The following is a 24369-nucleotide window of genomic DNA, read 5'->3' on the forward strand; positions in this document are numbered from 1 at the left end:
CTCGCCTTGGAATTTCAAGGAAATAACGCGCTGTCCTGACGTTGCGACATGACAGGATGCCCGATGGCCGCACGCGCCTACTTCGACCATAACGCCTCCGCGCCGCTCTGCGACGCGGCGCGGGCGGCCGTGGTCGCGGCGCTCGGAGCGGCCAACCCTTCGTCGGTGCACAGCGAAGGCCGCGCCGCCCGCCGCATCGTCGAGGACGCGCGCCGCGCCGTGGCGGCCCTTGTCAACGGCAGGCCCGAGCACGTCGTCTTCACTTCAGGCGCCACCGAAGCCGCCACGACGCTTTTGACGCCCGACTGGCAGATGGGCCGTGCGGCACTGCGCATGAGTCGTCTTTATGTCTGCCAGGCCGACCATCCCTGTCTGCTCTCCGGTGGCCGCTTTCCGGCCGGGCAGGTGACGCGGCTCGGCGTCGGCGGCGACGGCATTCTCGATCTTGCCGCCCTTGAGGCAGCACTTGCCGCGCACGATAAGGCGGACGGCCTGCCGCTGGTGGCGATCCACGCCGCCAACAACGAGACGGGCGTAATCCAGCCGGTTGAGGCGATCAGCCGGATCGTCAAGGCCGCAGGCGGTGTTTTGGTGCTCGACGCGGTGCAGGCGGCAGGGCGCATTCCGCTCGACATTTCAGCCGGTTCCGTCGATTATCTGATTCTGTCCTCGCACAAGATCGGTGGCCCGAAGGGCGCCGGCGCCGTCGTCGCCGCCGCAGATCTGATGATGCCGAAGCCGCTGGTTGCCGGCGGCGGGCAGGAGAAGGGCCATCGCGCCGGCACGGAAAACCTGCCTGCCATCGCCGGCTTCGGTGCGGCGGCGAGGCAAGCGCTCGCTGCGCTGGTGGCGATCGAGGCGGTGCGTGCCCGCCGCGATGCCGTGGAAAGCGTCGTTTCCGAGCTGGTGCCGGATGCGGTTTTCTTTGGCGCCGGTGCGCCGCGTCTCGCCAATACCAGCTTCTTCGCCATTCCCGGCATGAAGGCGGAGACGGCGCAGATCGCCTTCGACCTCGCAGGCGTGGCGCTGTCGGCCGGCTCGGCCTGCTCGTCGGGCAAGGTCGGGCCGAGCCATGTGCTGAAGGCGATGGGCATCAGTGACGGGCAGGGTGCGCTGCGCGTGTCGATCGGCCCGGCGACGACCGACGAGGATATCGAGCTTTTCCGCACGGCGCTGGCGGGCATTGCCGGGCGCCGGGCGGGAACGGAAAAGGCGGCGTAAGCCGTCGGACGGCGGCCTTCGGGCCGCGTCCGGGGAGGAAAAAAGCCGGGTTTCGCCTGGCAGAGCGGTGCGTGTCGAATTGGCCGGGTGAATTTCCGGTGCGGACGCACTATATCGAACTTACTCCGTCAGTTTGGCTGGCGGTGCCAGAGTTCAAAAACGGCCGGGCCTTGAACCCGGCATGGATGGAGAACGCCGATGCCTGCTGTGCAGGAGACGATCGATCAGGTCCGCCAGATCGATGTCGATCAGTATAAATATGGATTTGAGACCGAGATTGCCGTCGACAAGGCGCCCAAAGGCCTGTCGGAGGATATCATCCGCTTCATCTCGGCCAAGAAGAACGAGCCGGACTGGATGCTGGAATGGCGCCTCGACGCCTACCGCCGCTGGCTGACCATGGAAGAACCGACCTGGGCGCGCGTCGAGTACCCGAAGATCGACTTCCAGGACATTTTCTATTACGCCGCGCCGAAGAACCAGTCCGGGCCGAAGTCGCTCGACGAGGTCGATCCCGAACTGCTCAGGACCTATGAGAAGCTCGGCATTCCGCTCAAGGAGCAGGAAATCCTCGCCGGCGTGAAGAAGGCGGCTCCGGCAGAAAGCGTGGACGACGAGGACGCGGATGCGGCCAACGACAACGTCTACAAGTCCGGCCGCGTGGCGGTGGACGCCGTGTTCGATTCCGTCTCGGTCGTCACCACCTTCAAGAAGGAGCTGGCCAAGGCCGGCGTCATCTTCTGCTCGATCTCGGAAGCCATCCGCGAGCATCCGGAACTGGTGAAGAAGTATCTCGGCTCGGTCGTTCCTGTGTCCGACAACTTCTACGCCACGCTGAATTCGGCGGTCTTCACCGACGGGTCTTTCGTGTTCGTGCCGAAGGGCGTGCGCTGCCCGATGGAGCTTTCCACCTATTTCCGCATCAACGAGAAGGGCACCGGCCAGTTCGAGCGCACCCTGATTATTGCGGAAGAAGGGGCATACGTCTCCTATCTGGAAGGTTGCACCGCGCCGCAGCGCGACGAGAACCAGCTTCACGCCGCCGTGGTCGAGCTGATCGCGCTGGACGATGCCGAGATCAAGTATTCGACGGTGCAGAACTGGTATCCGGGCGATGCCGAAGGCAAGGGCGGCGTCTACAACTTCGTCACCAAGCGCGGCGATTGCCGCGGCGACCGCTCGACGATCTCGTGGACGCAGGTGGAGACCGGTTCGGCGATCACCTGGAAGTATCCGTCCTGCATCCTGCGCGGCGACGACAGCCAGGGCAATTTCTACTCGATCGCCGTCTCGAACGGCTATCAGCAGATCGATTCCGGCACCAAGATGCTGCACCTCGGCAAGAACACCAAGAGCCGCATCATCTCCAAGGGCATCGCCGCCGGCTTCAGCCAGAACACCTATCGCGGGCAGGTCTCGGCCCACCGCAAGGCGACGAATGCGCGGAACTTCACCAACTGCGACTCGCTGCTGATCGGCGACAACTGCGGGGCGCACACCGTGCCCTACATGGAGGCCAAGAACTCGACCGCCCAGTTTGAGCACGAAGCCACCACCTCTAAGATTTCCGAGGACCAGAAGTTCTATGTCATGCAGCGCGGCATTCCCGAAGAGGAAGCCATCGCGCTTATCGTCAACGGCTTCGTCAAGGACGTCATTCAGGAGCTGCCGATGGAGTTCGCCGTCGAGGCGCAGAAGCTCATCGGCATCTCGCTCGAAGGCTCCGTCGGCTGACCAACGAATTTTCAGGAAGAACAAATGCTTGAGATCAAGAACCTGCACGCCCGCATCGCAGACGAGGGCACCGAGATCATCCGCGGCCTGAACCTCACGGTCGCCAAGGGCGAGGTCGCCGCCATCATGGGCCCGAACGGCTCGGGCAAGTCGACGCTGTCCTACATCCTCGCCGGCCGCGAGGACTACGAGGTCACCGAGGGCGACATCCTGTTCAACGGAGAATCCATCCTGGAGATGGACCCGGCCGAGCGCGCGGCGAGCGGCATCTTCCTCGCCTTCCAGTATCCGATGGAGATACCGGGCGTGGCGACGATGGAATTCCTCAAGGTGGCGATGAACGCCCAGCGCAAGGCGCGCGGCCAGGAGCCGCTGAAGGTTCCGGAACTGCTGAAGAAGGTGAAGGACGCCGCCGGCACGCTGCAGATGGACATGGGCATGCTGAAGCGTCCGCTCAATGTCGGCTTCTCCGGCGGCGAGAAGAAGCGCGCCGAGATCCTGCAGATGAAGCTCCTGGAGCCGAAACTGTGCGTCATGGACGAAACGGATTCGGGCCTCGACATCGATGCGCTGAAAATCGTCTCCGACGGCGTTAACGCGCTGCGCTCGCCGGACCGCGCCATCGTCGTCATCACGCACTACCAGCGCCTGCTGGAGCACATCGTGCCCGACAGCGTGCACGTTCTCTACAAGGGCCAGATCATCAAGTCCGGCGACAAGTCGCTGGCGCTCGACCTCGAGGCCAACGGCTATGCCGGCGTGATCGGAGAGGCTGCGTAAGGCCATGAACATCCAGACGCCCATCAAGAACACGCCGGCGGAGCTGGCGCTGATCGACGCCTTCGGCGAGCGGCTGGCGCTGCTGCCGGGCGATGGCGAGGTCATGCTGAAGCGTGACGCGGCGATCGAGGCGATCAAGGCCGGCCTGCCGACGCGCCGCATCGAATCCTGGCACTACACCGACCTGCGTCGCCTGCTGACCAAGGTTCCGGCCTTCGACGCCGGCCTTGAGGCGAAGCCCGTCGCGCCGCTCATCGAAGGCTCGCCGGTGCTGACCGTGCTCAACGGCGTCGCCGGCAAGCCTGTGACGGTCGAAGGCGTTACCGCGACCCCGGTGGCCGAGAAACTCGGCGACGGCACCTATGCCGCCGCACTCGGCGCGCAAGGCGCGGACGACGCCATCGGCGCGCTGAACAGCGCCTTCGTCGCCGACGGCTGGCTGCTTGAGATCGCCGACGGCACCGTGCTCGAAAAGCCGGTCGAAGTGCAGAATGTGCAGGCCGGCGGGCAGGTCCACACGCGTTTCGCGGCGAAAATCGGCAATGGCGTGACCGCCACCATCGTCGAACGGCAGACCGGCAGCGGCGATGCGCTGGTCTCGTCGGTCGACAACGTCGTCATCGGCGACGGCTCCGAGGTGACCTGGCTGATCGTGCAGGAACAGCCGGATACGGCGACGCATTTCGGCCAGTTCAACGCCTGGATCGGCAAGGACGCCAAGTTCACCCTGTTCGTCATGAACGCCGGCGGCAAGCTGGTGCGGCAGGAAATCCGCGTCGTCACCAAGGGCGAGGGCTCGGACTTCCAGTTGCGCGGCGTTGACCTCCTGCATGGCGACACGCACACCGACGTCACCATGGTGCTCGACCATGCCGTGCCGCATACCGGCTCGCGCGAGATCATCCGCAACGTCGTCACCGGCAAGGCGCGCGGCGTCTTCCAGGGCCGCATCAACGTGCATCAGGTGGCGCAGAAGACCGACGCCAAGATGGCCTGCAACACGCTGCTCTTGTCCGACGACGGCGAGTTTTCGACCAAGCCGGAACTAGAGATCTTCGCCGACGACGTCGCCTGCGGCCACGGCGCTACTGTCACCGAGATCGACCACGCGCATCTGTTCTACCTGATGGCGCGCGGCATCGACGAGAAGACGGCGCGCGGCCTTCTGGTGAAGGCCTTCGTCGCCGAGGTGATCGAGGAACTGGAGGACGAGGCGCTCGTCGAGGCGCTGGAAGCCAGGCTCGACGGGTGGTTCGCGGAACATGGCTGACCTGCCGGTATCGCTCGATCACAGTGTGATCCACGTTTCCGACTGGGATCGGGCGAAGGCGTTCTATACCAAGGTCATCGGCGCCGAAGCGATTGCGCGCGAAGGCGGTGCCTACGTTTTCCGGTTGGGAAGCCAGCAGTTGAACTGCCACGGGCCGGGCGTGAAAGCCGAGCCGTTGGCGCGTATCCCGGTCCAGCCCGGAAACAGCGATCTCTGTTTTTGCTGGAACGGTTCGATCGAGGACGCGGTTGAGCATTTGCGCGCCAACGATATCGAGATCGAACTCGGCCCGGTGCCGCGTTTCGGCGGTCAGGGCAAAGGCACCAGCGTCTATTTCCGCGATCCGGACGGATCGCTCATGGAGTTCATCAGCTACCATGGATAAGGCGGTCGAAACCCTTCCTTATGACGTCGAGGCGATCCGCCGCGATTTTCCGATTCTCGCGCGCGAGGTGTACGGCAAGCCGCTCGTCTATCTCGACAACGGCGCTTCCGCGCAGAAGCCGCAGGTGGTGCTGGACGCGGTCCAGCACGCGTACTCGCAGGAATACGCCAACGTCCATCGCGGCCTGCACTTCCTCTCCAACGCCGCCACCGACGCCTATGAAAAGGCGCGCGAATCGGTGCGCCGCTTCCTCAACGCGCCGAGCGCGGACAACATCGTCTTCACCTCCAATTCGACCTCGGCCATCAACACGGTGGCCTACGGCTGGGGCATGCCGAACATCGGCGCCGGGGACGAGATCGTCGTGTCGATCCTCGAACACCACTCCAACATCGTGCCGTGGCATTTCATCCGCGAGCGGCAGGGCGCGAAGCTGGCGTGGGTGCCGGTGGACGACCTCGGCGCGTTGCATGTCGAGGATTTCGAGAAGAGCCTGACCGATAGGACAAAGCTGGTCGCCATCACCCATATGTCGAACGCGCTGGGCACGATCACGCCGATCAAGGAAATCTGCCGCATCGCGCATGAACACGGCATTCCGGTGCTGGTCGACGGCTCGCAGAGCGCCGTCCATATGCCCATCGACGTACAGGACCTCGACTGCGACTGGTTCGTCTTCACCGGCCACAAGGTCTACGGCCCGTCCGGCATTGGTGTGCTCTACGGCAAGAGGGAGCGGCTGGAGGCCATGCGCCCCTTCATGGGCGGCGGCGAGATGATCGAGGAAGTGACGCAGGATGTCGTCACCTACAACGACCCGCCGCATCGCTTCGAGGCCGGCACGCCGCCCATCGTGCAGGCGATCGGGCTCGGCGTTGCGCTGGACTATATGGAAAGCGTCGGCCGCGAGCGCATCGCCGCCCACGAGGCCGACCTGAAAAAATACGCCCACGAGCGGCTGCGCTCGATCAATTCGCTAAAAATCTTTGGCGATGCGCCGGACAAGGGCGCCATCGTCTCCTTCGAGTTGCAAGGCATCCACGCGCACGACGTGTCGATGGTCATCGACAGGCAGGGCGTGGCGGTCCGCGCCGGCACCCATTGCGCCCAGCCGCTGTTGAAACGCTTCGGCGTCACCTCCACATGCAGGGCGTCGTTCGGCATGTACAACACCCGCGCCGAGGTCGATGCCCTTGTCGATGCGCTGGAAAAGGCGCGAAAGTTCTTCGGATGACGACCATGGATGAGACGACCCTTTCCGAGCAGACGCCGGCCAATGTTCCGGTCACGACTTCGACCATTCCCGCCGACGAACTGGCGCGACTGACCGACGACATCGTTTCGGCGCTGAAGACGGTTTACGACCCGGAAATCCCCGCCGACATCTACGAACTCGGCCTGGTCTACAAGATCGACATCGAGGACGACCGTTCCGTCAAGATCGACATGACGCTGACGGCGCCCGGCTGCCCGGTCGCTGGCGAGATGCCCGGCTGGGTGGAAAATGCCGTCGGCGCCGTGGAAGGCGTGTCCGGCGTCGAAGTTTCGATGGTGTTCGATCCGCCGTGGACGCCCGACCGCATGTCGGAAGAGGCGCAGATCGCGGTGGGGTGGTACTGAAGACAGGCAAACAGCGCCGACATCGCTGCCGGCGCTGCTCTGTGTCTGGCGTCAGTTGAGAATCTCGACGATCTCGCGCGTTTCAGGGTCGACCAGCACGTCATGGCCGTCGACGACCATGTAGTCGTAGCGTTTTTCAAGGCCCGGCGCGTCAAGCGGGCTGACCATCACGCTGTCGGGGACGACGGTGCCGACGGCGAGGTTGAAGTCGTCCGGCAGCACGACCGGAGCGGGCGGTTGCTTGATGATGTATTCGCGCACGACGGTTCTTTCTTCCGGCTGAAGGACGACCGTTTGGGCAAAGGCGGCCGAAGCGGTGGTGGCGAGCAGGGCACCCGCGATAAGAAAATTCCGGATCAGCATTTTAGCCTCCATTGATATGACCCGAACCCAATGCCGGGGAGGGGAGGCGGTTCCGCAAAAGTGAAAAGTGTTACGGACGATCACCAAAAGGAATAGCCCTTGCGACGTGGCACAAACTTCACCATTTTAGGCAAGGATTGGTCCGGCAGGCCTTGAACCTGCACAGGATGGAGAATTGAGCATGGGACGCTTCGCCGTCATCAGCATGACCGAGAAGGCCGCGGATCGCGTGCGCGAAATCGTCGCCAGCCGCGACGATGTGAATGGTCTCCGGGCCCACGGCATCCGCCTTGGCATCAAGAAGGGCGGCTGCGCCGGCATGGAATACACGGTCGATCTGGTGACCGAGCCCAGTCTCAAGGACGACCACATCGAGCGCGACGGCGCGCATGTCTATGTCGCGCCGGAAGCGGCCCTGTTCCTGCTCGGCACCGAGATGGATTTCGAGGTGACGACACTGCGCACCGGCTTCACCTTCCGCAACCCGAACCAGTCTTCCGCCTGCGGCTGCGGCGAATCGGTGGAACTGAAGCCGGCCGACCTCAAGGCGCTCGCCGAAGCGCGGGCCGCGAACGCGGCTTGACGGATTTGCCATGAGCGCCGAAGCCTACCGATGGCGGTGCTCATGTTGCGGCGAGGAGCAGATCGGCCTGCCCATGGCGATGGGCTTCGAGGGGCCACGTCCGTGGGAATACTTTGACGACGCCAAGCAGGCCGAATCGTTCCTGAACAGCGACTTCTGCAAGATCGTCCGGTTGAACGGCGAAATCGAACGCTATGTTCTTGGCATGCTGATTTTGCCCGTGCCGGAGATCGATGCTGAATTCCAGTTCGCCGTTTGGGTATCCGTCTCCGAACGGAGCTGGGATATCTACAGCGCTGGCTATGGCGCCGGTGAATACAAAGCTAAAGGCTGTTTCGGCTTTCTCGCCAATGCGATCCCCGGTTATGGAGAATCGAGCGGGCTCCACGCAGACGTCTGGTTTCAGCCGGATGGCCTACGGCCCTTGATCGCTTTGCATGATGGCGACCATCCACTGATCTCGGCTCAGAAAGACGGCGTCGATCTTGCGCAGGTAGAACAATGGGCGGCTGGCATACACCGGAATGCCAGCGGTTGATCGACATTACTCCACCCACATGCCCGTCCGTTTGTGCCAATCCGCGATCGATTCCTCCGGATAGACGTCGAACGCCTTGTCGCCGTCGGCGATAGCCGGCTCCACCCAGTTCGCCTTGTATTTCAGCATCAGGTGCGTGCGCTCCTTCGGTATCGGCAAGTCGGTGTCGACCGCCGAGGCGAAGGGATGCACCAGCTCCGGCCATGTCGGATCGTAGAGCCACAGCGCGGTGCCGCAGCGGGTGCAGAAATTGCGCTCGCCGGTCGAGGTTTCGCAGGCCGGATGCTCGTCGTCCTGGATTTCCGCGCGGTAGACGCCAAGGTTTTCCCGGCCTTCGATCTTCAGTGTGTCGTTCATGGCGCCGAGGTTGATGGCGTATCCGCCGCCGCCCTGCTGCTTGCGGCAGATCGAGCAGTAGCAGAGCTGGTAGGGCGCGGGCGTGTGGCTCTGGACCTCGAAGCGTACGGCGCCGCAGCGGCAGGAGCCTTTGAGCAGCATAGGCATGGGTGGATCTCCTTGGATTGGGGCACACGATAGCACGGGATCCATCGTCAACTTGTCAGCAGCGTTTCGGTTGCCGGCATGACAGCAGCCAAGCCGCGTGAGATGATCGCCCCATGGACGACGAACGCATCCGCGAACTTTTCGACGGGCTGGGGCCGGTCTCGATCCGCCGCATGTTCAGCGGCAAGGGCATCTACCACAACGGCGTCATCTTCGCGCTGATCTTGCGTGGCGAGCTGATGCTGAAGGGCGACGACGAGATCGCCGCCGAATACGAGGCGGCTGGCGGCCGGCACTGGACCTACCTCAACAAGCGCCACGGCCGCGAGGTCGCCATGCCCTACTGGACCGCGCCCGAAAGCGCGCTGGACGACCCCGACGAGATGGCGCTATGGGCACGCAAGGCCTACCAGGCGGGACTGCGGAGCGAGAAGTAGGGCCGGTTCACCGTGCGTCCTTCGAGGCTCGCTCCGCTCGCACCTCAGGATGAGGGAAGTGGTGCAATGGTCGCCAGGCAAAGATTGGTGTACTCCCTCCCGCTGAGATTCGCCTAAGACGGTTCTTCAGTGAGAATTGGCCAAAACGGTCCTCATCCTGAGGTGCGAGCGGAGTGAGCCTCGAAGGACGCACGGCAAACCCTACAGCGCCTTCGCCACCCGTGCCGCGACCCGCGCATTGTTTTCCACCAGCGCGATGTTGGTCTTCAGGCTGCGGCCGCCGGTGAGTTGGAGGATTTTCCCCAGCAAGAACGGCGTCACCGCCTTGCCGACGATCTTCTGCGCCTCGGCCGCTTTCTGCGCCGCTTCGATGTAGCCGGCCATTTCGGCGGCCGGGATTTCGTGGTCTTCCGGCACCGGGTTGGCGACCAGCATGCCGCCTTCCAGCCCGAGCGCCCGTCGGACATTGAACAACGCGGCGATCTTTTCGGGCGAATCGAGCACCAGCGGCGCGCGGAACGGCGACTGCCGGGACCAGAAGGCCGGCATCACCTCGCAACCGTTGCCGATCACCGGCACGCCGCGCGTCTCCAGCACCTCCAGCGTCTTTTCGATGTCGAGGATGGCTTTGGCGCCGGCGGAGACGACGATGACGGGCGTGCGCGCCAGTTCGTCGAGATCGGCCGAGATGTCGAAGCTCGTTTCCGCCCCCTTGTGCACCCCGCCGATGCCGCCGGTGGCGAACACCTTGATGCCGGTGAGCGCGGCGCAAATCATGGTGGCCGCGACCGTGGTGCCGCCGGTGCGCCCTTCGGCCACCGCGAAGGCGAGGTCGGCGCGCGAAAGCTTCATGGCGTCGACCGTCATGGCCAGCGATTCGCGCTCGCCGTCCGACAGGCCGATCTTGATGCGGCCGTTGACGACGGCGATGGTGGCCGGCACGGCACCCTCTTCGATGATGATCTTTTCCACGTCCGCCGCCATCGCACCGTTGTCGGGGTAGGGCATGCCATGGGTGATGATGGTCGATTCCAGCGCCACCACCGGACGCTTGGCGGCAAGGGCTTCCGCCACCGGCGGGTGGATGTCGAGGAAGGGACGGGCGCTCTCAAGCATGGTGAAATCTCCAGTGGCGGGCACGGCGGCGCCGGCTTCGCTTGTCCAGCCTCATGCCATTTCCTGCGGTTCGGGCACAAGGGCCAGCGCTGCGGCAAAGTCCGCCGCCGTGAAATCCGGCACCGCATGCGGGCTTTCGATGGCTAGTAGCGCCGCCGCAGCGCCTTCGCGCAGCGCCTTCCGCAAGGCCTGCCCGCCGAGCACGGCCGCGACCGTGGTGCCGGCCAGCGCATCGCCCGCGCCGGTCACGTCGGCAACATGGCGCGGGGCGGGCGGCACAATGGTGAAGGCGCCTTTCGCGTCGAAGCCGATCAGCGGCCCGTCGCCGGCGCTGATGACCCCACCGGGGAGGCCGAGGGCACGCAATCCGGCCACGAGATCCGCCGCCGGCGCTTCCTTCTGCAATCCGGTCAGGGCTGCAGCCTCGCGACGGTTCATGAACAGCAGCGTCAGCCGGTCGAGAACCGGTTTCAGCCGCACCGCCTTGGCCGGCGAAATGGCGATGGCGAAGACCGGCTGGCCGCCGGCCGGCGGTACCAGCCGCTCAAGCGCGGCTTCCGGCAGGTTGGCGTCGAGGAACAGCGCATCCGCCGTTGCCGCCGCCTCGCGCAGCTTGGCGCGCCGCACCTGCTTGGGGAAGGCGAGATCGTAAAGCCCCATGTCGGCAAAGCCGACGACCAGTTCGCCTTCGGCGTCGAGGATGGCCGTATAGCTCGGCGTCGTGCGGTCGAGGAAAACGGCCGACAGGTCCTCGATGCCGGCTTCGGCGATGGCGCGCGCCACCGTTTCGGCGGCTGCGTCGCCGCCGCGCAGCGACCCCAGCGAGGCGGACGCGCCGCGCCGCACCGCCGTGCGCAGCGCGTTGAAGACGCCGCCGCCGACGTCCTCGCGCATCGTGCCGGGGTTGGAGGCGGCGGCTATATAGGTGCCGCTCACCTGGCCGCGCCGGTCAATATGCGCGCCGCCGACGGCGAGGATATGCGGCGCGCGCGTCATGCCGGGCACCGGTCCCGCCCAGCGGCGATCATGGCGCCAAAGCCGAATCGCCCCTGGCCGGAACGGCCGTCGTACCCTGCGCGGCATATGGATACATTCGAAGTAGAATAGGTAAAACAAAAAAAGAACAAAATAGAATCATCCTTTTTTATCAAATATATACGACCCTTGCCAAAATGGAACAAAAGCGGTACATATTCGCAGGGTCCACCGGGCTCTCCGGCCTTCATTGACGACCAAGGGGTGATGTATCATGGCTCAGAACAGTTTGCGGCTTGTAGAGGATAAATCGGTGGACAAATCAAAGGCGCTGGACGCCGCTCTCTCGCAGATCGAGCGCGCCTTCGGCAAGGGCTCGATCATGCGCCTGGGCGCCAACGAGCAGGCGGTCGAGATCGAGACGGTGCCGACCGGTTCGCTGGGGCTGGACATTGCGCTCGGCGTCGGCGGCTTGCCGCGCGGGCGTATCGTCGAGATCTACGGGCCGGAAAGCTCGGGCAAGACGACGCTGGCCCTGCATACGGTGGCCGAAGCGCAGAAGAAGGGCGGCATCTGCGCCTTCGTCGACGCCGAACACGCGCTCGACCCCGTCTATGCCCGCAAGCTCGGCGTCGATCTGGAGAACCTCCTGATCTCGCAGCCCGACACCGGCGAGCAGGCGCTGGAGATCTGCGACACACTGGTGCGTTCCGGTGCCGTCGACGTGCTGGTGGTGGATTCCGTAGCGGCACTCACGCCGCGCGCCGAAATCGAGGGCGAGATGGGCGACGCGCTCCCGGGCTTGCAGGCCCGCCTGATGAGCCAGGCGCTGCGCAAGCTCACCGCCTCCATCTCGCGCTCCAACACCATGGTCATCTTCATCAACCAGATCCGCATGAAGATCGGCGTCATGTTCGGTTCGCCCGAGACGACCACTGGCGGCAACGCGCTGAAATTCTACGCCTCGGTGCGTCTCGACATCCGCCGCATCGGCTCGGTCAAGGACCGCGACGAGGTCGTCGGCAACCAGACCCGCGTCAAGGTGGTCAAGAACAAGCTGGCGCCGCCCTTCAAGGTTGTCGAGTTCGACATCATGTATGGCGAGGGCGTGTCGAAGACGGGCGAGCTGATCGACCTCGGCGTCAAGGCCGGCGTGGTGGAGAAGTCCGGCGCCTGGTTCTCCTACAACTCCCAGCGTCTCGGCCAGGGGCGCGAGAACGCCAAACTGTTCCTGCGCGACAATCCCGAGCTTGCCCGCGAGGTCGAGATGGCGCTGCGCCAGAATGCCGGCCTGATCGCGGAAAAATTCCTCGAGAACGGCGGCGAGGGTGACCTGCCCGACGAAGCCGCCGAGATGTAGGCTTGGCTCCTTTCCTCGCCCCCACGAAGTGGGGGAGAGGTGGCTCGGGCGAAGCCCGAGACGGAGAGGGGGCTGCTGCCATTTAAAGATAACTTGGACCGCCGACCATGGGCCGGCGGTTTTGCCGTTTTCCGGCTCCGCCTTTTCTGGACAGCGCCATGAGCCGCCGTTAAGAGAGGGCGTTTCGCCGGGCCGGCCGGCATTTCCTGCAAGGACAGACGAATGAGTGGCGTCAACGATATCCGGTCGACCTTCCTCGATTATTTCAGGAAGAACGGGCACGAGGTCGTGGCGTCCAGTCCGCTCGTGCCGCGCAACGACCCCACCCTCATGTTCACCAATGCCGGCATGGTGCAATTTAAGAACGTCTTCACCGGGCTGGAGAAGCGTCCCTATTCGCGCGCGACGACCTCGCAGAAATGCGTGCGCGCCGGCGGCAAGCACAACGACCTCGACAATGTCGGCTACACCGCGCGCCATCTCACCTATTTCGAGATGCTCGGCAACTTTTCCTTCGGTGACTACTTCAAGGAACGCGCCATCGAGCTTGCCTGGAATCTGATCACCAGGGATTTCGGCCTGCCGAAGGACAAGCTGCTGGTCACCGTCTACCACACCGACGACGAGGCGGCTTCGCTGTGGAAGAAGATCGCCGGCTTTTCGGAAGACCGCATCATCCGCATCCCCACCTCTGACAATTTCTGGGCGATGGGCGATACCGGCCCCTGTGGCCCGTGCTCGGAGATTTTCATCGATCGCGGCGAGCACATCTGGGGCGGCCCGCCCGGTAGCCCGGAAGAGGACGGCGACCGTTTCCTGGAATTCTGGAACCTCGTCTTCATGCAGTACGAGCAGGTGACGAAGGATCAGCGCACTGACCTGCCGCGCCCGTCCATCGACACCGGCATGGGACTGGAGCGTATGGCTTCCATCCTGCAGGGCGTAGAAAGCGTCTTCGAGACGGACCTGTTCCGCCACCTGATCGAGGCCACCGCCTCGGCGCTCGGCAAAGGTCCGGACGCCGAGAACACCGCGTCGTTCCGCGTCATCGCCGACCACCTGCGCTCGTCCGCCTTCCTCATCGCCGACGGTGTTTTGCCGTCCAACGAGGGCAGGGGCTACGTCCTGCGCCGCATCATGCGCCGCGCCATGCGCCACGGCCAGCTGCTGGGCGCGGCCGAGCCGCTGATGTTCAAGCTGGTGCCGGCGCTGGTGCGCGAGATGGGCCAGGCCTATCCGGAACTCATACGCGGCGAGGCGTTGATCACCGAGACGTTGAAGCTGGAAGAGACGCGCTTCCGCAAGACGCTGGCGCGCGGCCTGACGCTGCTCGAAGATGCGGCTGGCGGGCTTTCCGCCGGCGACATGCTGGACGGCGAGACCGCCTTCAAGCTCTACGACACCTATGGTTTCCCGCTCGACCTGACGCAGGATGCGCTCCGCCAGCGCTCCATCTCCGTCAATCTCGACGGCTTCAACGACGCCATGCAGCGTCAGCGCGCCGAGGCGCGCGCCAACTGGGCGGGTTCCGGCGAGGCGGCGACCGAGACGATCTGGTTCGGTCTGCGTGAAAAGTTCGGCGCTACGGAATTCCTCGGCTACGACACCGAGAAGGCCGAGGGCGTCGTGCAGGCGCTGGTCCAGGGCGGCAAGGAGGTGGATAGTGCTGCCGCCGGCGAAACGGTCGCTGTCGTCGTCAACCAGACGCCGTTCTACGGCGAGTCCGGCGGCCAGATGGGCGACACCGGCACCATCGCCGGCGACGGTTTTTCCATCGATGTCACCGACACCCAGAAGAAGGCCGACGGCCTGTTCATCCATCTCGGCAAGGTCGCCAGGGGCACGGTGAAGACGGGCGCTGCGGTCGAGCTCGCGGTCGATCATGCCCGCCGCTCGAAGCTGCGCGCCAACCATTCGGCCACGCACCTCATCCACGAGGCGCTGCGCGAGGTGCTGGGCACGCATGTCGCGCAGAAGGGCTCGCTTGTAGCGCCCGACCGCCTGCGCTTCGACATCTCGCACAACAAGGCGATTTCGCATGACGAGCTCGAACAGGTCGAACAGATGGCCAACGAGATCGTCGTCCAGAACGGTCCGGTGACCACGCGGCTGATGTCGGTCGACGACGCGCGCGCCGAAGGCGCCATGGCGCTGTTCGGCGAGAAGTACGGCGACGAGGTGCGCGTCGTCTCGATGGGGACCGCGCTCCACGGCGAGAAAGCCAACCGGCCCTATTCGATCGAACTGTGCGGCGGCACGCATGTCGGCGCCACCGGCGACATCGGACTGGTGCGTATCCTGTCCGACAGCCCGGTCGCCGCCGGCGTGCGCCGCATCGAGGCGCTGACCGGCGAGGCCGCGCGCCGGCACCTGGACGATCAGGACAGGTTGCTGAAGCAGGTTGCCGCGACGTTGAAGATTTCGCCCGCCGACGTTCCCGCACGCGTCGAGGCGCTGGTGGAAGAACGCCGCAAGCTGGAGAAGGAGCTTTCGGAAGCGCGCAGGAAGCTGGCGCTCGGCGGCGATTCCTCGGCTGATGCGCCTGCTGCGAACGAGACGATCGCCGGCGTCGGCTTCCTTGGCAAGGCAGTGTCCGGCGTGTCGCCGAAGGACCTGAAGCCGCTGGCTGACGCCGGCAAGAAGTCGCTGGGCTCGGGCGTCGTCGTCTTCGTCGGCGCCGGTGAGGACAACAAGGCGAGCGTCGTGGTCGGCGTCACCGACGACCTGACCGGCCGCTTCAGCGCCGTCGACCTCGTGCGGGTGGCTTCGGCCGCACTTGGCGGGCAGGGCGGCGGCGGCCGGCCCGACATGGCGCAGGCCGGTGGCCCGGATGCCTCGAAAGCGCAGGCCGCCATCGACGCGGTCAAGACGGCGCTGGCCGGAGCCTGAGGCGATTCGTCCGAAGCGCGACCGTTTCAGATTTGGCTCAAGGGTACGGCAGACCTGAAGGATCGCGCTGGGCCTTGGGGCGTTGGCCTATTGTTTGACTGCCGGGCCGATCCTGTCGATGCGGTTCGTCCAGATCGCGCCGTCGAACCGGGCAGGCAGATCGGCCAGAGCCTCGATATCGTCGACGCCGGATGAAAAGCCGCTGCCATCATAGGCGCCGAGCAGCACCAGCGTGCTGTTTTGAGCCTTGAGCCGCGCCGCCAGCCTGTCGGGGTAACCCCAGACGAAGGGCGCGATGTTGGCGGGCAGCATGAACAGCGTGTCGCGGCAGTCCCGCGGCACATACCCGCTCCAGCCCAGCGCCCAATAGCGCAGCAGGCAGCGTTTCACGCCGTCGGTGTCCAGCACCGGGGCGTCCGGCAGCGCCGCGGCATAGGCGGCCATCGCGCTGCCGCCGCCATAGACGGTTATCAGGTTCCGGCGCTCCGCCGGCAGCGCGCCGACCGCCGCGGCCAGCCGTTTGCCTTCCTCGTCGTCATTGCTCTTGATGTTGATGAGGAAACGCCTGTCGGGGAAGGCCGCCAGAACCTCGTCCAGGCTCGGCATCAATCCCACGCCCTTGCCGCGGAACGGGAAGGTCTTGCCGCCGTCGGCGGTGTAGCCGTAGCCGATGTCGAGCGCCTTGAGCGCCGCCAGGTCGTGCTCGCGCGTGACGCCGTGGCCGTCGGTCCGGCAGTCCAGCGTCCAGTCGTGGAAAACGACGAAATGGCCATCCGTCGTGGGGTGGATGTCGAACTCCACGACATCGGCACCGGCGTCGAAGGCAGCGCGGAAACCCGCGATGGTGTTCTCGAGATAGGGATGCTCCGGGGCGAAGATGCGTTTCGCCGTGCAGGTTTCGCCGGTCAGGCCTTCGCGGTGAAAGGTCTGACCGAGGCCGCGATGCGCGATTAGCAGCGGTCTGGCGTCGGAATGCGAGAACAGCGAGGTGTTGCCGGCCCACAAGGCGGCCGCGGCAAGGCCGAGCGCCAGCAGCACTTTCATTCGTTTGCGCATGGACGATCCCGAATCGAAGCTGCGAGGGGATTCGTTTGTTCCGCCTCCGCGCGGCGAAAACATGACGTGCCCTGCGGCTGTCGTCAGTCGGCCTTTTCGGTGGCGGCAAAGCTCGGCCGCGCGCTGATTTTCTTCCACCAGTCTTCGATGGACGGAAAAGCCTTGAGCAAGCTGCGGCCTTCTTCCGTCCTGAGGAAATAGCCGATCACCGGCGCGACGTGCAGGTCCGCCAGCGTCAATTGGCTACCGAGCAGCCAGTCTCCGGTTCTCTTCAACGTCGCCAGCGCCTTCAAGGCGGTTTCGGCGACGTGGAGACCACCGGCGATGCGTGCCTCGTCCGGCGGATTGTTTTCCAGCCGCTCGACCGCCACGTCCCAGACCATGGCGCGACAGGCGTAGGAATCGACGAGGCCGACGATCTGGTTCATCACCGCGCGCCCGCGCGCACCGGCAGGCTGCAGGGGCGGGCCGTCGAACGCCTCGTCGACATAGCGGGTGATGGCGCTCGTCTCGAACAGTCGGAACCCGTCATGCTCGAAGGCCGGGATGCGCCCGAACGGGTGGCGCTCCAGATACCATGCCGGCGGACCGCCTTCGGCAAAGATGTCCACCGGCACGAGGTCATAACCGATCCCCTTCTCCTCCAGCGCCATGCGCGCGATGCGCACATAGACGCTGTAGTCCGCACCATAGAGGGTGGGGCGGCTCATCAGGCCTTAGGCCATCGCCTTCTGCAGGTTCTCGTCCACCTTGTCGAGGAAGCCCGTGGTGGAGAGCCACGGCTGGTCGGGGCCGATCAGCAGCGACAGGTCCTTGGTCATGAAGCCGGACTCGACGGTCTGGATGCAGACCTTCTCCAGCGTGTCGGCGAATTTCTTCAGGTCAGCGTTGTCGTCCAGCTTGCCACGGTGCGCCAGGCCGCGCGTCCAGGCGAAGATCGAGGCGATGGAGTTGGTCGAGGTCTCCTCGCCCTTCTGGTGCTGGCGGTAGTGGCGGGTGACGGTGCCGTGCGCGGCCTCCGCCTCGACGGTCTTGCCGTCCGGCGTCATCAGCACCGAGGTCATCAGGCCGAGCGAGCCGAAGCCCTGAGCCACCGTGTCGGACTGCACGTCGCCGTCGTAGTTCTTGCAGGCCCAGACATAGCCGCCCGACCACTTCAGCGAGGAGGCCACCATGTCGTCGATCAGCCGGTGTTCGTACCACAGCTTGCGCGCCTTGAACTCGGCCTCGAATTCCTTCTCGTAGACCTCCTGGAAGATGTCCTTGAAGCGGCCGTCATAGGCTTTCAGGATGGTGTTCTTGGTCGAGAGATAGACCGGATAGTTGCGCAGCAGGCCATAGTTCAGCGAGGCGCGGGCGAATTCGCGGATCGATTCGTCGAGGTTGTACATGGCCATGGCCACGCCGGCGCCGGGCGCGTCGAACACATCGTGCTCGATCACCTTGCCGTCCTCGCCGACGAACTTGATGGTCAGCTTGCCCTTGCCGGGGAAGCGGAAATCGGTCGCCTTGTACTGGTCGCCGAAGGCATGGCGGCCGACGATGATCGGCTTGGTCCAGCCCGGCACCAGGCGCGGCACGTTCTTCATGATGATCGGCTCGCGGAAGATGGTGCCGCCGAGGATGTTGCGGATCGTGCCGTTGGGGCTCTTCCACATCTTCTTGAGCTTGAATTCCTCGACGCGCGCCTCGTCGGGCGTGATGGTGGCGCATTTGACGCCGACGCCGTGCTTCTGGATGGCATGGGCGGCATCGATCGTCACCTGGTCGCCGGTGGCGTCGCGGTGCTCGATGCCGAGGTCGTAATAGTCCAGCTTGAGGTCGAGATAGGGGTGGATCAGCTTGTCCTTGATGAGCTGCCAGATGATGCGGGTCATCTCGTCGCCGTCGAGTTCGACGACCGGGTTCGCCACCTTGATCTTCGCCATGGAAAATATGCCTCGCTGCTGGGATAGGGCCGCGCGCGGGCACGGCCTTGAAAGGATGCGGCCCCTATATCAAAGCGATGTGACGTGCGCAAACGCGACGAAGTGCGAAAGCCGCCGTCCCATCCGGCGGCTAGGGATGCAGGCGGAACCGGTCTCTGTCCAAGGCTGCGATAACGGCCGCCAGCGTGTCGCCGCGGCTTTGTCCGTCCGTTCGCAGCACATGCGGCTCCAGGTCTCCGAGATCGGAGAATTGCCGGTGCAGGTCGCCGATCGGCCCCGGATCGCTCAGCGTGTCGCCGCCTCGTTGCCGGCAGCGTTCGATCGCCACCTCGAGCGGCGGCCGAAGCACGATGTAGTGGAGCGGTACGGCCAGCGCCCTGAACGGCGGCAGGAACCAGGGGCCGACGATGCCGTCGAGAACGACGAAGTAGCCGCCCTTGGCATAGGCTTGCGCCGCCCCGGCCAGCACGTCGATCACCACGCCGTTCTGCCTGTCGGCTTCGGGCAGGTAGGGCGCGATCGCGCCGTTTTTGATGAAATGCCAGAAGTCGTCGGTATGGAGATGCACCTTCGGTGCGCCGGGCTCCGCGGAAAGGGCGCGGGCCGTGGTGGTTTTGCCGGAGCCGGGCGGGCCGGTCAGGATGAGGATTTCACCGCCGTGGTCGATCATGCTTTCCCGTAACACGGATCGAGGACAAAGTGCGGCGCTTCATTTCCTGCGCCGAATGTGCCAGTGAAGGTTGGAAAAAACGCCAACGAACAGCCATGCAAGACACTGAAGACACCACCGCCGCCGGCGGCCCGGCCATCGTGCTGGTCGAGCCGCAGCTTGGCGAGAACATCGGCATGGTCGCCCGCGCCATGGCGAATTTCGGCCTGACCGAGCTTCGGCTGGTCAATCCGCGCGACGGCTGGCCGAGCGAGAAGGCGCGCGCCGCCGCCAGCCGCGCCGACCACGTCATCGACGCCGTGCGCGTTTTCGACGACCTTCCCTCGGCCATCGCCGACCTGAACTTCGTCTTCGCCACCACGGCGCGCCAGCGCGACGGCTTCAAGGAGGTGCGCGGGCCGGTGGAGGCAGGCAGGGCGCTGCGCGCGCGCACCGCAAGCGGCGAGCGCACCGGTATCCTGTTCGGGCGCGAGCGTTTCGGCCTCAACAACGAGGAGGTCGGGCTGGCCGACGAGATCGTCACCTTCCCGGTCGATCCGACCTTCGCCTCGCTCAACATCGCCCAGGCGGTGCTTTTGATGGCTTATGAGTGGCGCAAGTCCGGCCTCGCCAACGAGACGGACACGAATTTCGCCGGCCCCGACATGGCGCCCGCCACCAAGCAGCAGTTGCAGGGCCTGTTCGATCATCTGGAGGCGGCGCTCGAGACGCGCGGTTATTTCCGCCCGGCGGCGAAGAAGCCGAAGATGGTGGAAAACTTGCGCGCCGTGCTGACGCGCGCCGGTTTCGCCGAGCCGGAACTGAAGGTGTTGCGCGGCGTCGTCGCCTCGCTCGACTATTTCTCGCCGAAGGAGCCGCGCGGCGCGGGCTACCCCGAGCGCAAGGCGAAGGCCGACCGCGCCGCACATACGGCGCCTGCGGACGACGACAACGACGCCGGCGAGCTTCCGCCTGCCGGTGGCCGGGGCATGGACAATGACTGAGACGCCGGCGGAGGCGGCGGTGTCCGGGCCGCAAGCCCGGCCGGTGCTGATGTTCGATTCCGGTATCGGCGGCCTGACCGTACTGCGCGAGGCGCGCGTGCTGATGCCCGACCGCCGTTTCGTCTACGTCGCTGATGACGCCGCCTTTCCCTACGGCGCCTGGGAGGAACCGGCGCTGAAGGCGCATATCCTCACCCTGTTTGCCGAGCTTTTGCAGCGCTACCGCCCGGCGATTTCGGTGATCGCCTGCAACACCGCTTCCACGCTGGTGATCGAGGCGCTGCGGGAAGCGTTTCCCGGCCATCCGTTCGTCGGCACCGTGCCGGCGATCAAGCCGGCGGCCGAGCGCACGCGCTCCGGCCTTGTCTCGGTTCTGGCGACGCCGGGGACCGTCAAGCGGCAGTATACGCGCGACCTGATCGGCACCTGGGCGCAGAAATGCCATGTGCGGCTGGTCGGCTCGGACCGGCTGGCGGCGCTTGCCGAAACCTATATGCGCGAGGGCTTCGTCGACGAGGCGGCCGTGCGGGCCGAAATCGCCCCCTGCTTCATCGAGCACGACGGCCGCTTCACCGACATCGTCGTGCTGGCCTGCACGCACTATCCCTTCCTGGTCAACCGCATGCGCAAGACCGCGCCCTGGCCGGTGGACTGGATCGATCCGGCCGAGGCGATCGCGCGTCGCGCGCTGTCGCTGCTGACGGCAGTGGACGGCAAGGGGGCTGGCCCGCGCGGTGAGGAGCCGGACCTTGCCGTCTTCACCTCCGGTCGGACCGACTTCGCCACGCGCCGGCTGATGCAGGGATTCGGCCTCGTCGTGCCGGAAACGGCCGGAACATAGCGCAGGTGGTCGCGTTCCTTTCTCCTGAAACTGGAGGAAAGATCATGCCTGCTACATCCAAGGCTCAGCAGAAGGCTGCCGGCGCGGCGCTCTCGGCCAAACGCGGCGACACCAAGAAGAGCGAGCTCAAAGGCGCATCGAAGGGTATGTACGAATCGATGAGCGAAAAAGAGCTGGAGGACATGGCCTCGACCAAGCGCAAGGGCAAGCCCGAGCATAAGTCGAAGGATTGAGCGGAAACGTCCGGCACCCGCCTTCATCATGCCCGGTCCATTTCGGGCAATTGTCCACTCGGCAACAAAGTGCCCCGCTATTTCCTGTTGCCGGCAGATCCTCGGGCGAGGCCCGAGGAAGACGGGACGCTACCGCCAGCGAAACGCTCAGTAGCCCACGGTAAAGCGCTTGCCAGAATGTTTTGGCGTCTCCGCCTCGTCGAGGACCGCGACGGCGAAGTCCTCCACCGAGATATGGCTCTCGCCCTTGGTGTCGAAGACCGGATTGTCGGCGCCGAGGCGATAGTGGCCGGTGCGCTGGCCGGGCGCCAGCATGATGGCCGGCGAAACGAGGGTCCAGTCCTTCCAGTCGCCCTGTTGCAGCGCCGTCAGCGCGTCGCGCGCGGCGCGGGCGCCGTCCTTGTAGGCGGCCGGAAATTCGGGCGAATCGACAAGCTGGCTGCCGTCCGGCGCATGGAGCGAGCCGGCGCCGCCGATTTCGATCAGCCTGACACCCGCTGCCTTGGCCGCTGCCGCGATGGCTTTCGAGCCGGCGATATGCTTGGCGTAGATGTCCGGATCGCCCCAGCCGCCGTTGAAGGCGGAAACGACGATGTCGTAGCCCTTCAGCAGGGCGGCGAGCGCCGCGGCGTCGGTGACGTCGGCCTGGACGACGGACACACCCTTGGCCTCGGCGATCTTGCCTGGATTGCGCACGATTGCCGTGACCGAATGACCGCGCGCGGCGGCTTCCTTGAGCAGCGCGCTGCCGACGAAGCCGGACGCGCCGATGAGGGCGATCTTCATGACTGTCTCCTTCTGCCGCTTTCCTCGCGGCTAAATTGTAGGTATGATCCGTAATCAGGTTACGACAAGTAACCATATAGCCACCTTGCCGCGGCGCGAAAAGAACGCATGATTTCGTGCCCAGGTTACAGGGAAGGAACTGCCATGAACGCCAGAGCGGAACCTCGGGCTGCCTCGAATACGCCGCTCCTCCACACCGCGCCCGGCTTCGAGCCGGACGGGCGGGGTAATTGCCCGATGCGGGAGGTGCTGGACCGGGTCGGCGATACGTGGAGCCTGCTCGTCGTCATCAACCTGCAGGAGAGGCCGGTGCGCTTCAACGCGCTACGCCGTGCCATCGAGGGTATTTCCCAGCGCATGCTGACGGTGACGCTGCGCTCACTGGAGCGCGACGGGCTGGTGGCGCGCACGGTCCGACCGACCACGCCGCCGGAGGTGGAATATGCGCTGACCGAACTCGGCCATTCCATCGCCGGGCCGATCGGCGCGCTCGGCGCCTGGGCTGCCGAGAACCGCGACCGCATGCGGGCGGCCCGCAATGCCTTCGACGCGGCCGCCGCGTGACGGACGCCGCCCGCGGTAACGCCAACGCAAGATAACGACATGGAGTTGACAGGCCATGCGTCGCTTATTATTTAGCTGCTATGTTAATTAACGGAATGGCTAAATGACAGATCCATTGAGCCGGACGCTTTCGGCGCTCGCCGATCCGACCCGCCGCGCCATCCTTGCCCGGCTTGCCACGGGCGAGGCGACCGTCAACGAACTGGCCGAGCCTTTCGACATCAGCCTGCCGGCGATCTCGCGCCATCTGAAGGTGTTGGAAACGGCAGGGCTGATTTCCCGCGGCCGCGAGGCGCAGTGGCGCCCGTGCAGGCTGGAGCCCGGGCAACTGAAGGCGGTGGATGGCTGGCTGGAGCGTTACCGACGTTTCTGGGAGGATAGTTTCGACAGGATGGATCTGTATCTGGCTTCATTGCAGAAAGGCGGAACTGATGGCGAGCCGAACTGATCCCGGGCGCCTGCAGGACGACGAACTGCTGATCGTGCGCACCTTCGAAGCCCCGGTCGCACTCGTCTTCCGCGTCTGGCAGGTCAGGGATCACATGATCCGCTGGCTCGGACCTAAGGATTTCACCTGCACGCATCTGGAGATGGATTTCCGGCCGGGCGGCAAATGGCGCGCTTGCATCGCCTCCGCTAACCACGGCACGTACTGGATGAGGGGTGAATACCGCGAGATCGAGCCGAACAGCCGCATTGTCTACACCTTCCTTTGGGAAGACGGCGACGACCAGCCCGGCATCGAGACGCTGGTCACCGTGACCCTCGCCGAAAAGCAGGGAAAGACCGTGCAATCCTTTCATCAGGCGCCATTTCTCTCCGTCGAATCCCGAGACGGCCATGTCGGTGGCTGGAGCGAATGCTTCGAGCGAGAGCGGACTTATGCGGAGCGGCTGGCAAGGGAGGGGAACTGGGATGCTTAAGACCTACAGGGGAAGCTGCCACTGCGGTTCGGTCCGCTTTGAATGCGAGGTTGACCTCGCTCAAGGGACGCGCCGTTGCAATTGCCGCTTCTGTGGCAAGTCGCGGCTGTGGAAGGTGTTCGTGCTTGGCGATGCCTTTCGCATCGTCTCCGGGCAGGAGATGCTGCGCGACTACCGTGGGCCGGAGTCGCAATGGCCGCAAGGGCACGTCCACCACTACTTCTGCGGTCACTGCGGCTTTCGCGGCTTCAGCAAAGGCTATCTGGAGATGGAACCGTTCGACGGCTGGTTCCATGCCGTCAACGTCGCGGCGCTGGACGGCGTGTCCGACGAGGAATTGGCGGCGATCCCGATCCAATATGAGAACGGACGCGAGGACGACTACGATCACCCGCCGGCGGTCGTCAGCCATATGTAAAAGCGCGCGTTACTGGCTCTTAGGTGTCCGCCGCTTGACATGAAACCCCGATCCCTCTAGGGAACCGGCAACGCGCCGGGCTAAAAGCCCGGTCGTGTTGTTTGACGTGTCCCGTGGACATCTCCGCAAAGCGTGCGTGGGTTGTCCTGTCAGGCTTCGAAAACGGAGGCCAGAGGAGGGCGCGTTTCCTTC

Annotated in this window: 28 protein-coding genes; 19 read left to right on the plus strand and 9 right to left on the minus strand. The window is 64.9% G+C overall.

The features are described from left to right. The first annotated feature begins 63 nt into the window (after nucleotides 1-63). The 7 genes from FGU64_RS00620 (at nucleotide 64) to FGU64_RS00650 (ending at nucleotide 7010) form a co-directional block, all read left to right on the plus strand. Nucleotides 64-1221, plus strand: coding sequence for a cysteine desulfurase family protein (locus FGU64_RS00620; RefSeq protein WP_139950481.1), 1158 nt, complete (start codon nucleotides 64-66; stop codon nucleotides 1219-1221). A gap of 198 nt (nucleotides 1222-1419) precedes the next feature. Then, nucleotides 1420-2955 carry a Fe-S cluster assembly protein SufB gene (gene sufB / locus FGU64_RS00625; RefSeq protein ID WP_136360135.1) on the plus strand — a complete coding sequence of 512 codons (1536 nt, stop codon included), beginning with the start codon at nucleotides 1420-1422 and terminating at the stop codon, nucleotides 2953-2955. A 24-nt stretch (nucleotides 2956-2979) separates the two neighbouring features. Further along, on the plus strand, nucleotides 2980-3735 hold the full coding sequence (sufC, locus tag FGU64_RS00630) for a Fe-S cluster assembly ATPase SufC (RefSeq protein ID WP_139950482.1): 756 nt from the start codon (nucleotides 2980-2982) through the stop codon (nucleotides 3733-3735). Nucleotides 3736-3739: 4 nt separating this feature from the next. Continuing rightward, nucleotides 3740-5005 (plus strand): Fe-S cluster assembly protein SufD, encoded by a 1266-nt coding sequence (sufD, locus tag FGU64_RS00635; RefSeq protein ID WP_139950483.1) that lies wholly within the window; start codon nucleotides 3740-3742, stop codon nucleotides 5003-5005. Then, nucleotides 4998-5390: a VOC family protein gene (locus FGU64_RS00640; RefSeq protein WP_139950484.1), complete on the plus strand. Its 393-nt coding sequence runs from the start codon at nucleotides 4998-5000 to the stop codon at nucleotides 5388-5390. The genes sufD and FGU64_RS00640 overlap by 8 nt, the downstream gene beginning before the upstream one ends. Further along, nucleotides 5383-6624, plus strand: a complete 1242-nt coding sequence (locus tag FGU64_RS00645; protein ID WP_139950485.1) for a cysteine desulfurase — start codon at nucleotides 5383-5385, stop codon at nucleotides 6622-6624. The genes FGU64_RS00640 and FGU64_RS00645 overlap by 8 nt, the downstream gene beginning before the upstream one ends. A gap of 5 nt (nucleotides 6625-6629) precedes the next feature. Next, nucleotides 6630-7010 (plus strand): SUF system Fe-S cluster assembly protein, encoded by a 381-nt coding sequence (locus FGU64_RS00650; RefSeq protein ID WP_136360130.1) that lies wholly within the window; start codon nucleotides 6630-6632, stop codon nucleotides 7008-7010. A gap of 51 nt (nucleotides 7011-7061) precedes the next feature. Here FGU64_RS00650 and FGU64_RS00655 read toward each other — a convergent pair whose 3' ends face one another. After that, a complete protein-coding gene (locus tag FGU64_RS00655) occupies nucleotides 7062-7373 on the minus strand; it encodes a DUF1236 domain-containing protein (protein WP_230978895.1) in 312 nt (103 codons plus the stop codon). 181 nt (nucleotides 7374-7554) lie between these two features. Here FGU64_RS00655 and sufA point away from each other — a divergent pair, with 181 nt between their 5' ends. Both sufA and FGU64_RS00665 read left to right on the plus strand, forming a co-directional pair. After that, nucleotides 7555-7956, plus strand: coding sequence for a Fe-S cluster assembly scaffold SufA (gene sufA / locus FGU64_RS00660; protein WP_139950486.1), 402 nt, complete (start codon nucleotides 7555-7557; stop codon nucleotides 7954-7956). A gap of 10 nt (nucleotides 7957-7966) precedes the next feature. Then, nucleotides 7967-8494 (plus strand): DUF2199 domain-containing protein, encoded by a 528-nt coding sequence (locus tag FGU64_RS00665; protein WP_139950487.1) that lies wholly within the window; start codon nucleotides 7967-7969, stop codon nucleotides 8492-8494. Nucleotides 8495-8500: 6 nt separating this feature from the next. Here the strand turns inward: FGU64_RS00665 and FGU64_RS00670 are convergent, their stop codons facing one another. Further along, nucleotides 8501-8998: a GFA family protein gene (locus FGU64_RS00670; RefSeq protein ID WP_139950488.1), complete on the minus strand. Its 498-nt coding sequence runs from the start codon at nucleotides 8996-8998 to the stop codon at nucleotides 8501-8503. Between the two features lie 113 nt (nucleotides 8999-9111). Here FGU64_RS00670 and FGU64_RS00675 point away from each other — a divergent pair, with 113 nt between their 5' ends. Continuing rightward, nucleotides 9112-9435: a TfoX/Sxy family protein gene (locus FGU64_RS00675; protein WP_139950489.1), complete on the plus strand. Its 324-nt coding sequence runs from the start codon at nucleotides 9112-9114 to the stop codon at nucleotides 9433-9435. A 201-nt stretch (nucleotides 9436-9636) separates the two neighbouring features. On the opposite strand, the gene FGU64_RS00680 is transcribed toward FGU64_RS00675, so the two are convergent. Together FGU64_RS00680 and FGU64_RS00685 are read right to left on the minus strand one after the other, a co-directional pair. Further along, complete coding sequence (locus FGU64_RS00680) at nucleotides 9637-10551, minus strand: pseudouridine-5'-phosphate glycosidase (protein ID WP_139950490.1); 915 nt, start codon at nucleotides 10549-10551, stop codon at nucleotides 9637-9639. A 51-nt stretch (nucleotides 10552-10602) separates the two neighbouring features. Beyond that, nucleotides 10603-11547 (minus strand): carbohydrate kinase family protein, encoded by a 945-nt coding sequence (locus FGU64_RS00685; protein ID WP_139950491.1) that lies wholly within the window; start codon nucleotides 11545-11547, stop codon nucleotides 10603-10605. 253 nt (nucleotides 11548-11800) lie between these two features. On the opposite strand from FGU64_RS00685, the gene recA reads away from it, so the two are divergent. After that, nucleotides 11801-12886, plus strand: a complete 1086-nt coding sequence (gene recA, locus FGU64_RS00690) for a recombinase RecA (RefSeq protein ID WP_139950492.1) — start codon at nucleotides 11801-11803, stop codon at nucleotides 12884-12886. Between the two features lie 222 nt (nucleotides 12887-13108). Next, nucleotides 13109-15775 carry an alanine--tRNA ligase gene (gene alaS, locus FGU64_RS00695; protein ID WP_139950493.1) on the plus strand — a complete coding sequence of 889 codons (2667 nt, stop codon included), beginning with the start codon at nucleotides 13109-13111 and terminating at the stop codon, nucleotides 15773-15775. A gap of 87 nt (nucleotides 15776-15862) precedes the next feature. Here alaS and FGU64_RS00700 read toward each other — a convergent pair whose 3' ends face one another. From FGU64_RS00700 to FGU64_RS00715, 4 genes are all read right to left on the minus strand, one after another. Then, a complete protein-coding gene (locus FGU64_RS00700) occupies nucleotides 15863-16831 on the minus strand; it encodes a glycerophosphodiester phosphodiesterase family protein (RefSeq protein ID WP_139950494.1) in 969 nt (322 codons plus the stop codon). Nucleotides 16832-16914: 83 nt separating this feature from the next. After that, nucleotides 16915-17541, minus strand: a complete 627-nt coding sequence (locus FGU64_RS00705) for a glutathione S-transferase family protein (RefSeq protein ID WP_139950495.1) — start codon at nucleotides 17539-17541, stop codon at nucleotides 16915-16917. A 6-nt stretch (nucleotides 17542-17547) separates the two neighbouring features. After that, nucleotides 17548-18759, minus strand: coding sequence for an NADP-dependent isocitrate dehydrogenase (locus FGU64_RS00710; RefSeq protein WP_139950496.1), 1212 nt, complete (start codon nucleotides 18757-18759; stop codon nucleotides 17548-17550). A gap of 130 nt (nucleotides 18760-18889) precedes the next feature. After that, nucleotides 18890-19426 (minus strand): ATP-binding protein, encoded by a 537-nt coding sequence (locus tag FGU64_RS00715; RefSeq protein WP_139955216.1) that lies wholly within the window; start codon nucleotides 19424-19426, stop codon nucleotides 18890-18892. Between the two features lie 98 nt (nucleotides 19427-19524). Between FGU64_RS00715 and FGU64_RS00720 the strand changes: the two genes are divergently transcribed. Genes FGU64_RS00720 through FGU64_RS00730 form a run of 3 tightly spaced genes read left to right on the plus strand, consistent with a single transcriptional unit; the run spans nucleotide 19525 to nucleotide 21486 of the window. After that, nucleotides 19525-20412, plus strand: a complete 888-nt coding sequence (locus FGU64_RS00720; protein ID WP_139950497.1) for an RNA methyltransferase — start codon at nucleotides 19525-19527, stop codon at nucleotides 20410-20412. Further along, the gene (gene murI / locus FGU64_RS00725) at nucleotides 20405-21253 is read left to right on the plus strand and encodes a glutamate racemase (RefSeq protein ID WP_139950498.1); all 849 of its coding nucleotides are present in this window, start codon (nucleotides 20405-20407) and stop codon (nucleotides 21251-21253) included. Before FGU64_RS00720 ends, murI begins: the two co-directional genes overlap by 8 nt. A 44-nt stretch (nucleotides 21254-21297) precedes the next feature. Beyond that, nucleotides 21298-21486 (plus strand): DUF3008 family protein, encoded by a 189-nt coding sequence (locus FGU64_RS00730; protein WP_136360116.1) that lies wholly within the window; start codon nucleotides 21298-21300, stop codon nucleotides 21484-21486. Between the two features lie 147 nt (nucleotides 21487-21633). On the opposite strand, the gene FGU64_RS00735 is transcribed toward FGU64_RS00730, so the two are convergent. Then, nucleotides 21634-22272 carry an NAD(P)-dependent oxidoreductase gene (locus tag FGU64_RS00735; RefSeq protein ID WP_139950499.1) on the minus strand — a complete coding sequence of 213 codons (639 nt, stop codon included), beginning with the start codon at nucleotides 22270-22272 and terminating at the stop codon, nucleotides 21634-21636. 144 nt (nucleotides 22273-22416) lie between these two features. On the opposite strand from FGU64_RS00735, the gene FGU64_RS00740 reads away from it, so the two are divergent. The 4 genes from FGU64_RS00740 to FGU64_RS00755 all read left to right on the plus strand — a co-directional run bounded on the left by FGU64_RS00740 (nucleotide 22417) and on the right by FGU64_RS00755 (nucleotide 24177). Further along, entirely contained in the window at nucleotides 22417-22836 is a 420-nt protein-coding gene (locus FGU64_RS00740; RefSeq protein ID WP_139950500.1) for a helix-turn-helix domain-containing protein, read from the plus strand. Between the two features lie 103 nt (nucleotides 22837-22939). Beyond that, nucleotides 22940-23284 (plus strand): metalloregulator ArsR/SmtB family transcription factor, encoded by a 345-nt coding sequence (locus FGU64_RS00745; RefSeq protein WP_139950501.1) that lies wholly within the window; start codon nucleotides 22940-22942, stop codon nucleotides 23282-23284. Continuing rightward, entirely contained in the window at nucleotides 23268-23759 is a 492-nt protein-coding gene (locus FGU64_RS00750; protein WP_139950502.1) for an SRPBCC domain-containing protein, read from the plus strand. The genes FGU64_RS00745 and FGU64_RS00750 overlap by 17 nt, the downstream gene beginning before the upstream one ends. 121 nt (nucleotides 23760-23880) lie before the next feature. Beyond that, complete coding sequence (locus FGU64_RS00755) at nucleotides 23881-24177, plus strand: hypothetical protein (RefSeq protein ID WP_246671205.1); 297 nt, start codon at nucleotides 23881-23883, stop codon at nucleotides 24175-24177. The last annotated feature ends 192 nt before the right edge of the window (nucleotides 24178-24369 follow it).

This window comes from Mesorhizobium sp. 8 (assembly GCF_006351905.1).
Classification (GTDB): Bacteria; Pseudomonadota; Alphaproteobacteria; order Rhizobiales; family Rhizobiaceae; genus Mesorhizobium; species Mesorhizobium composti.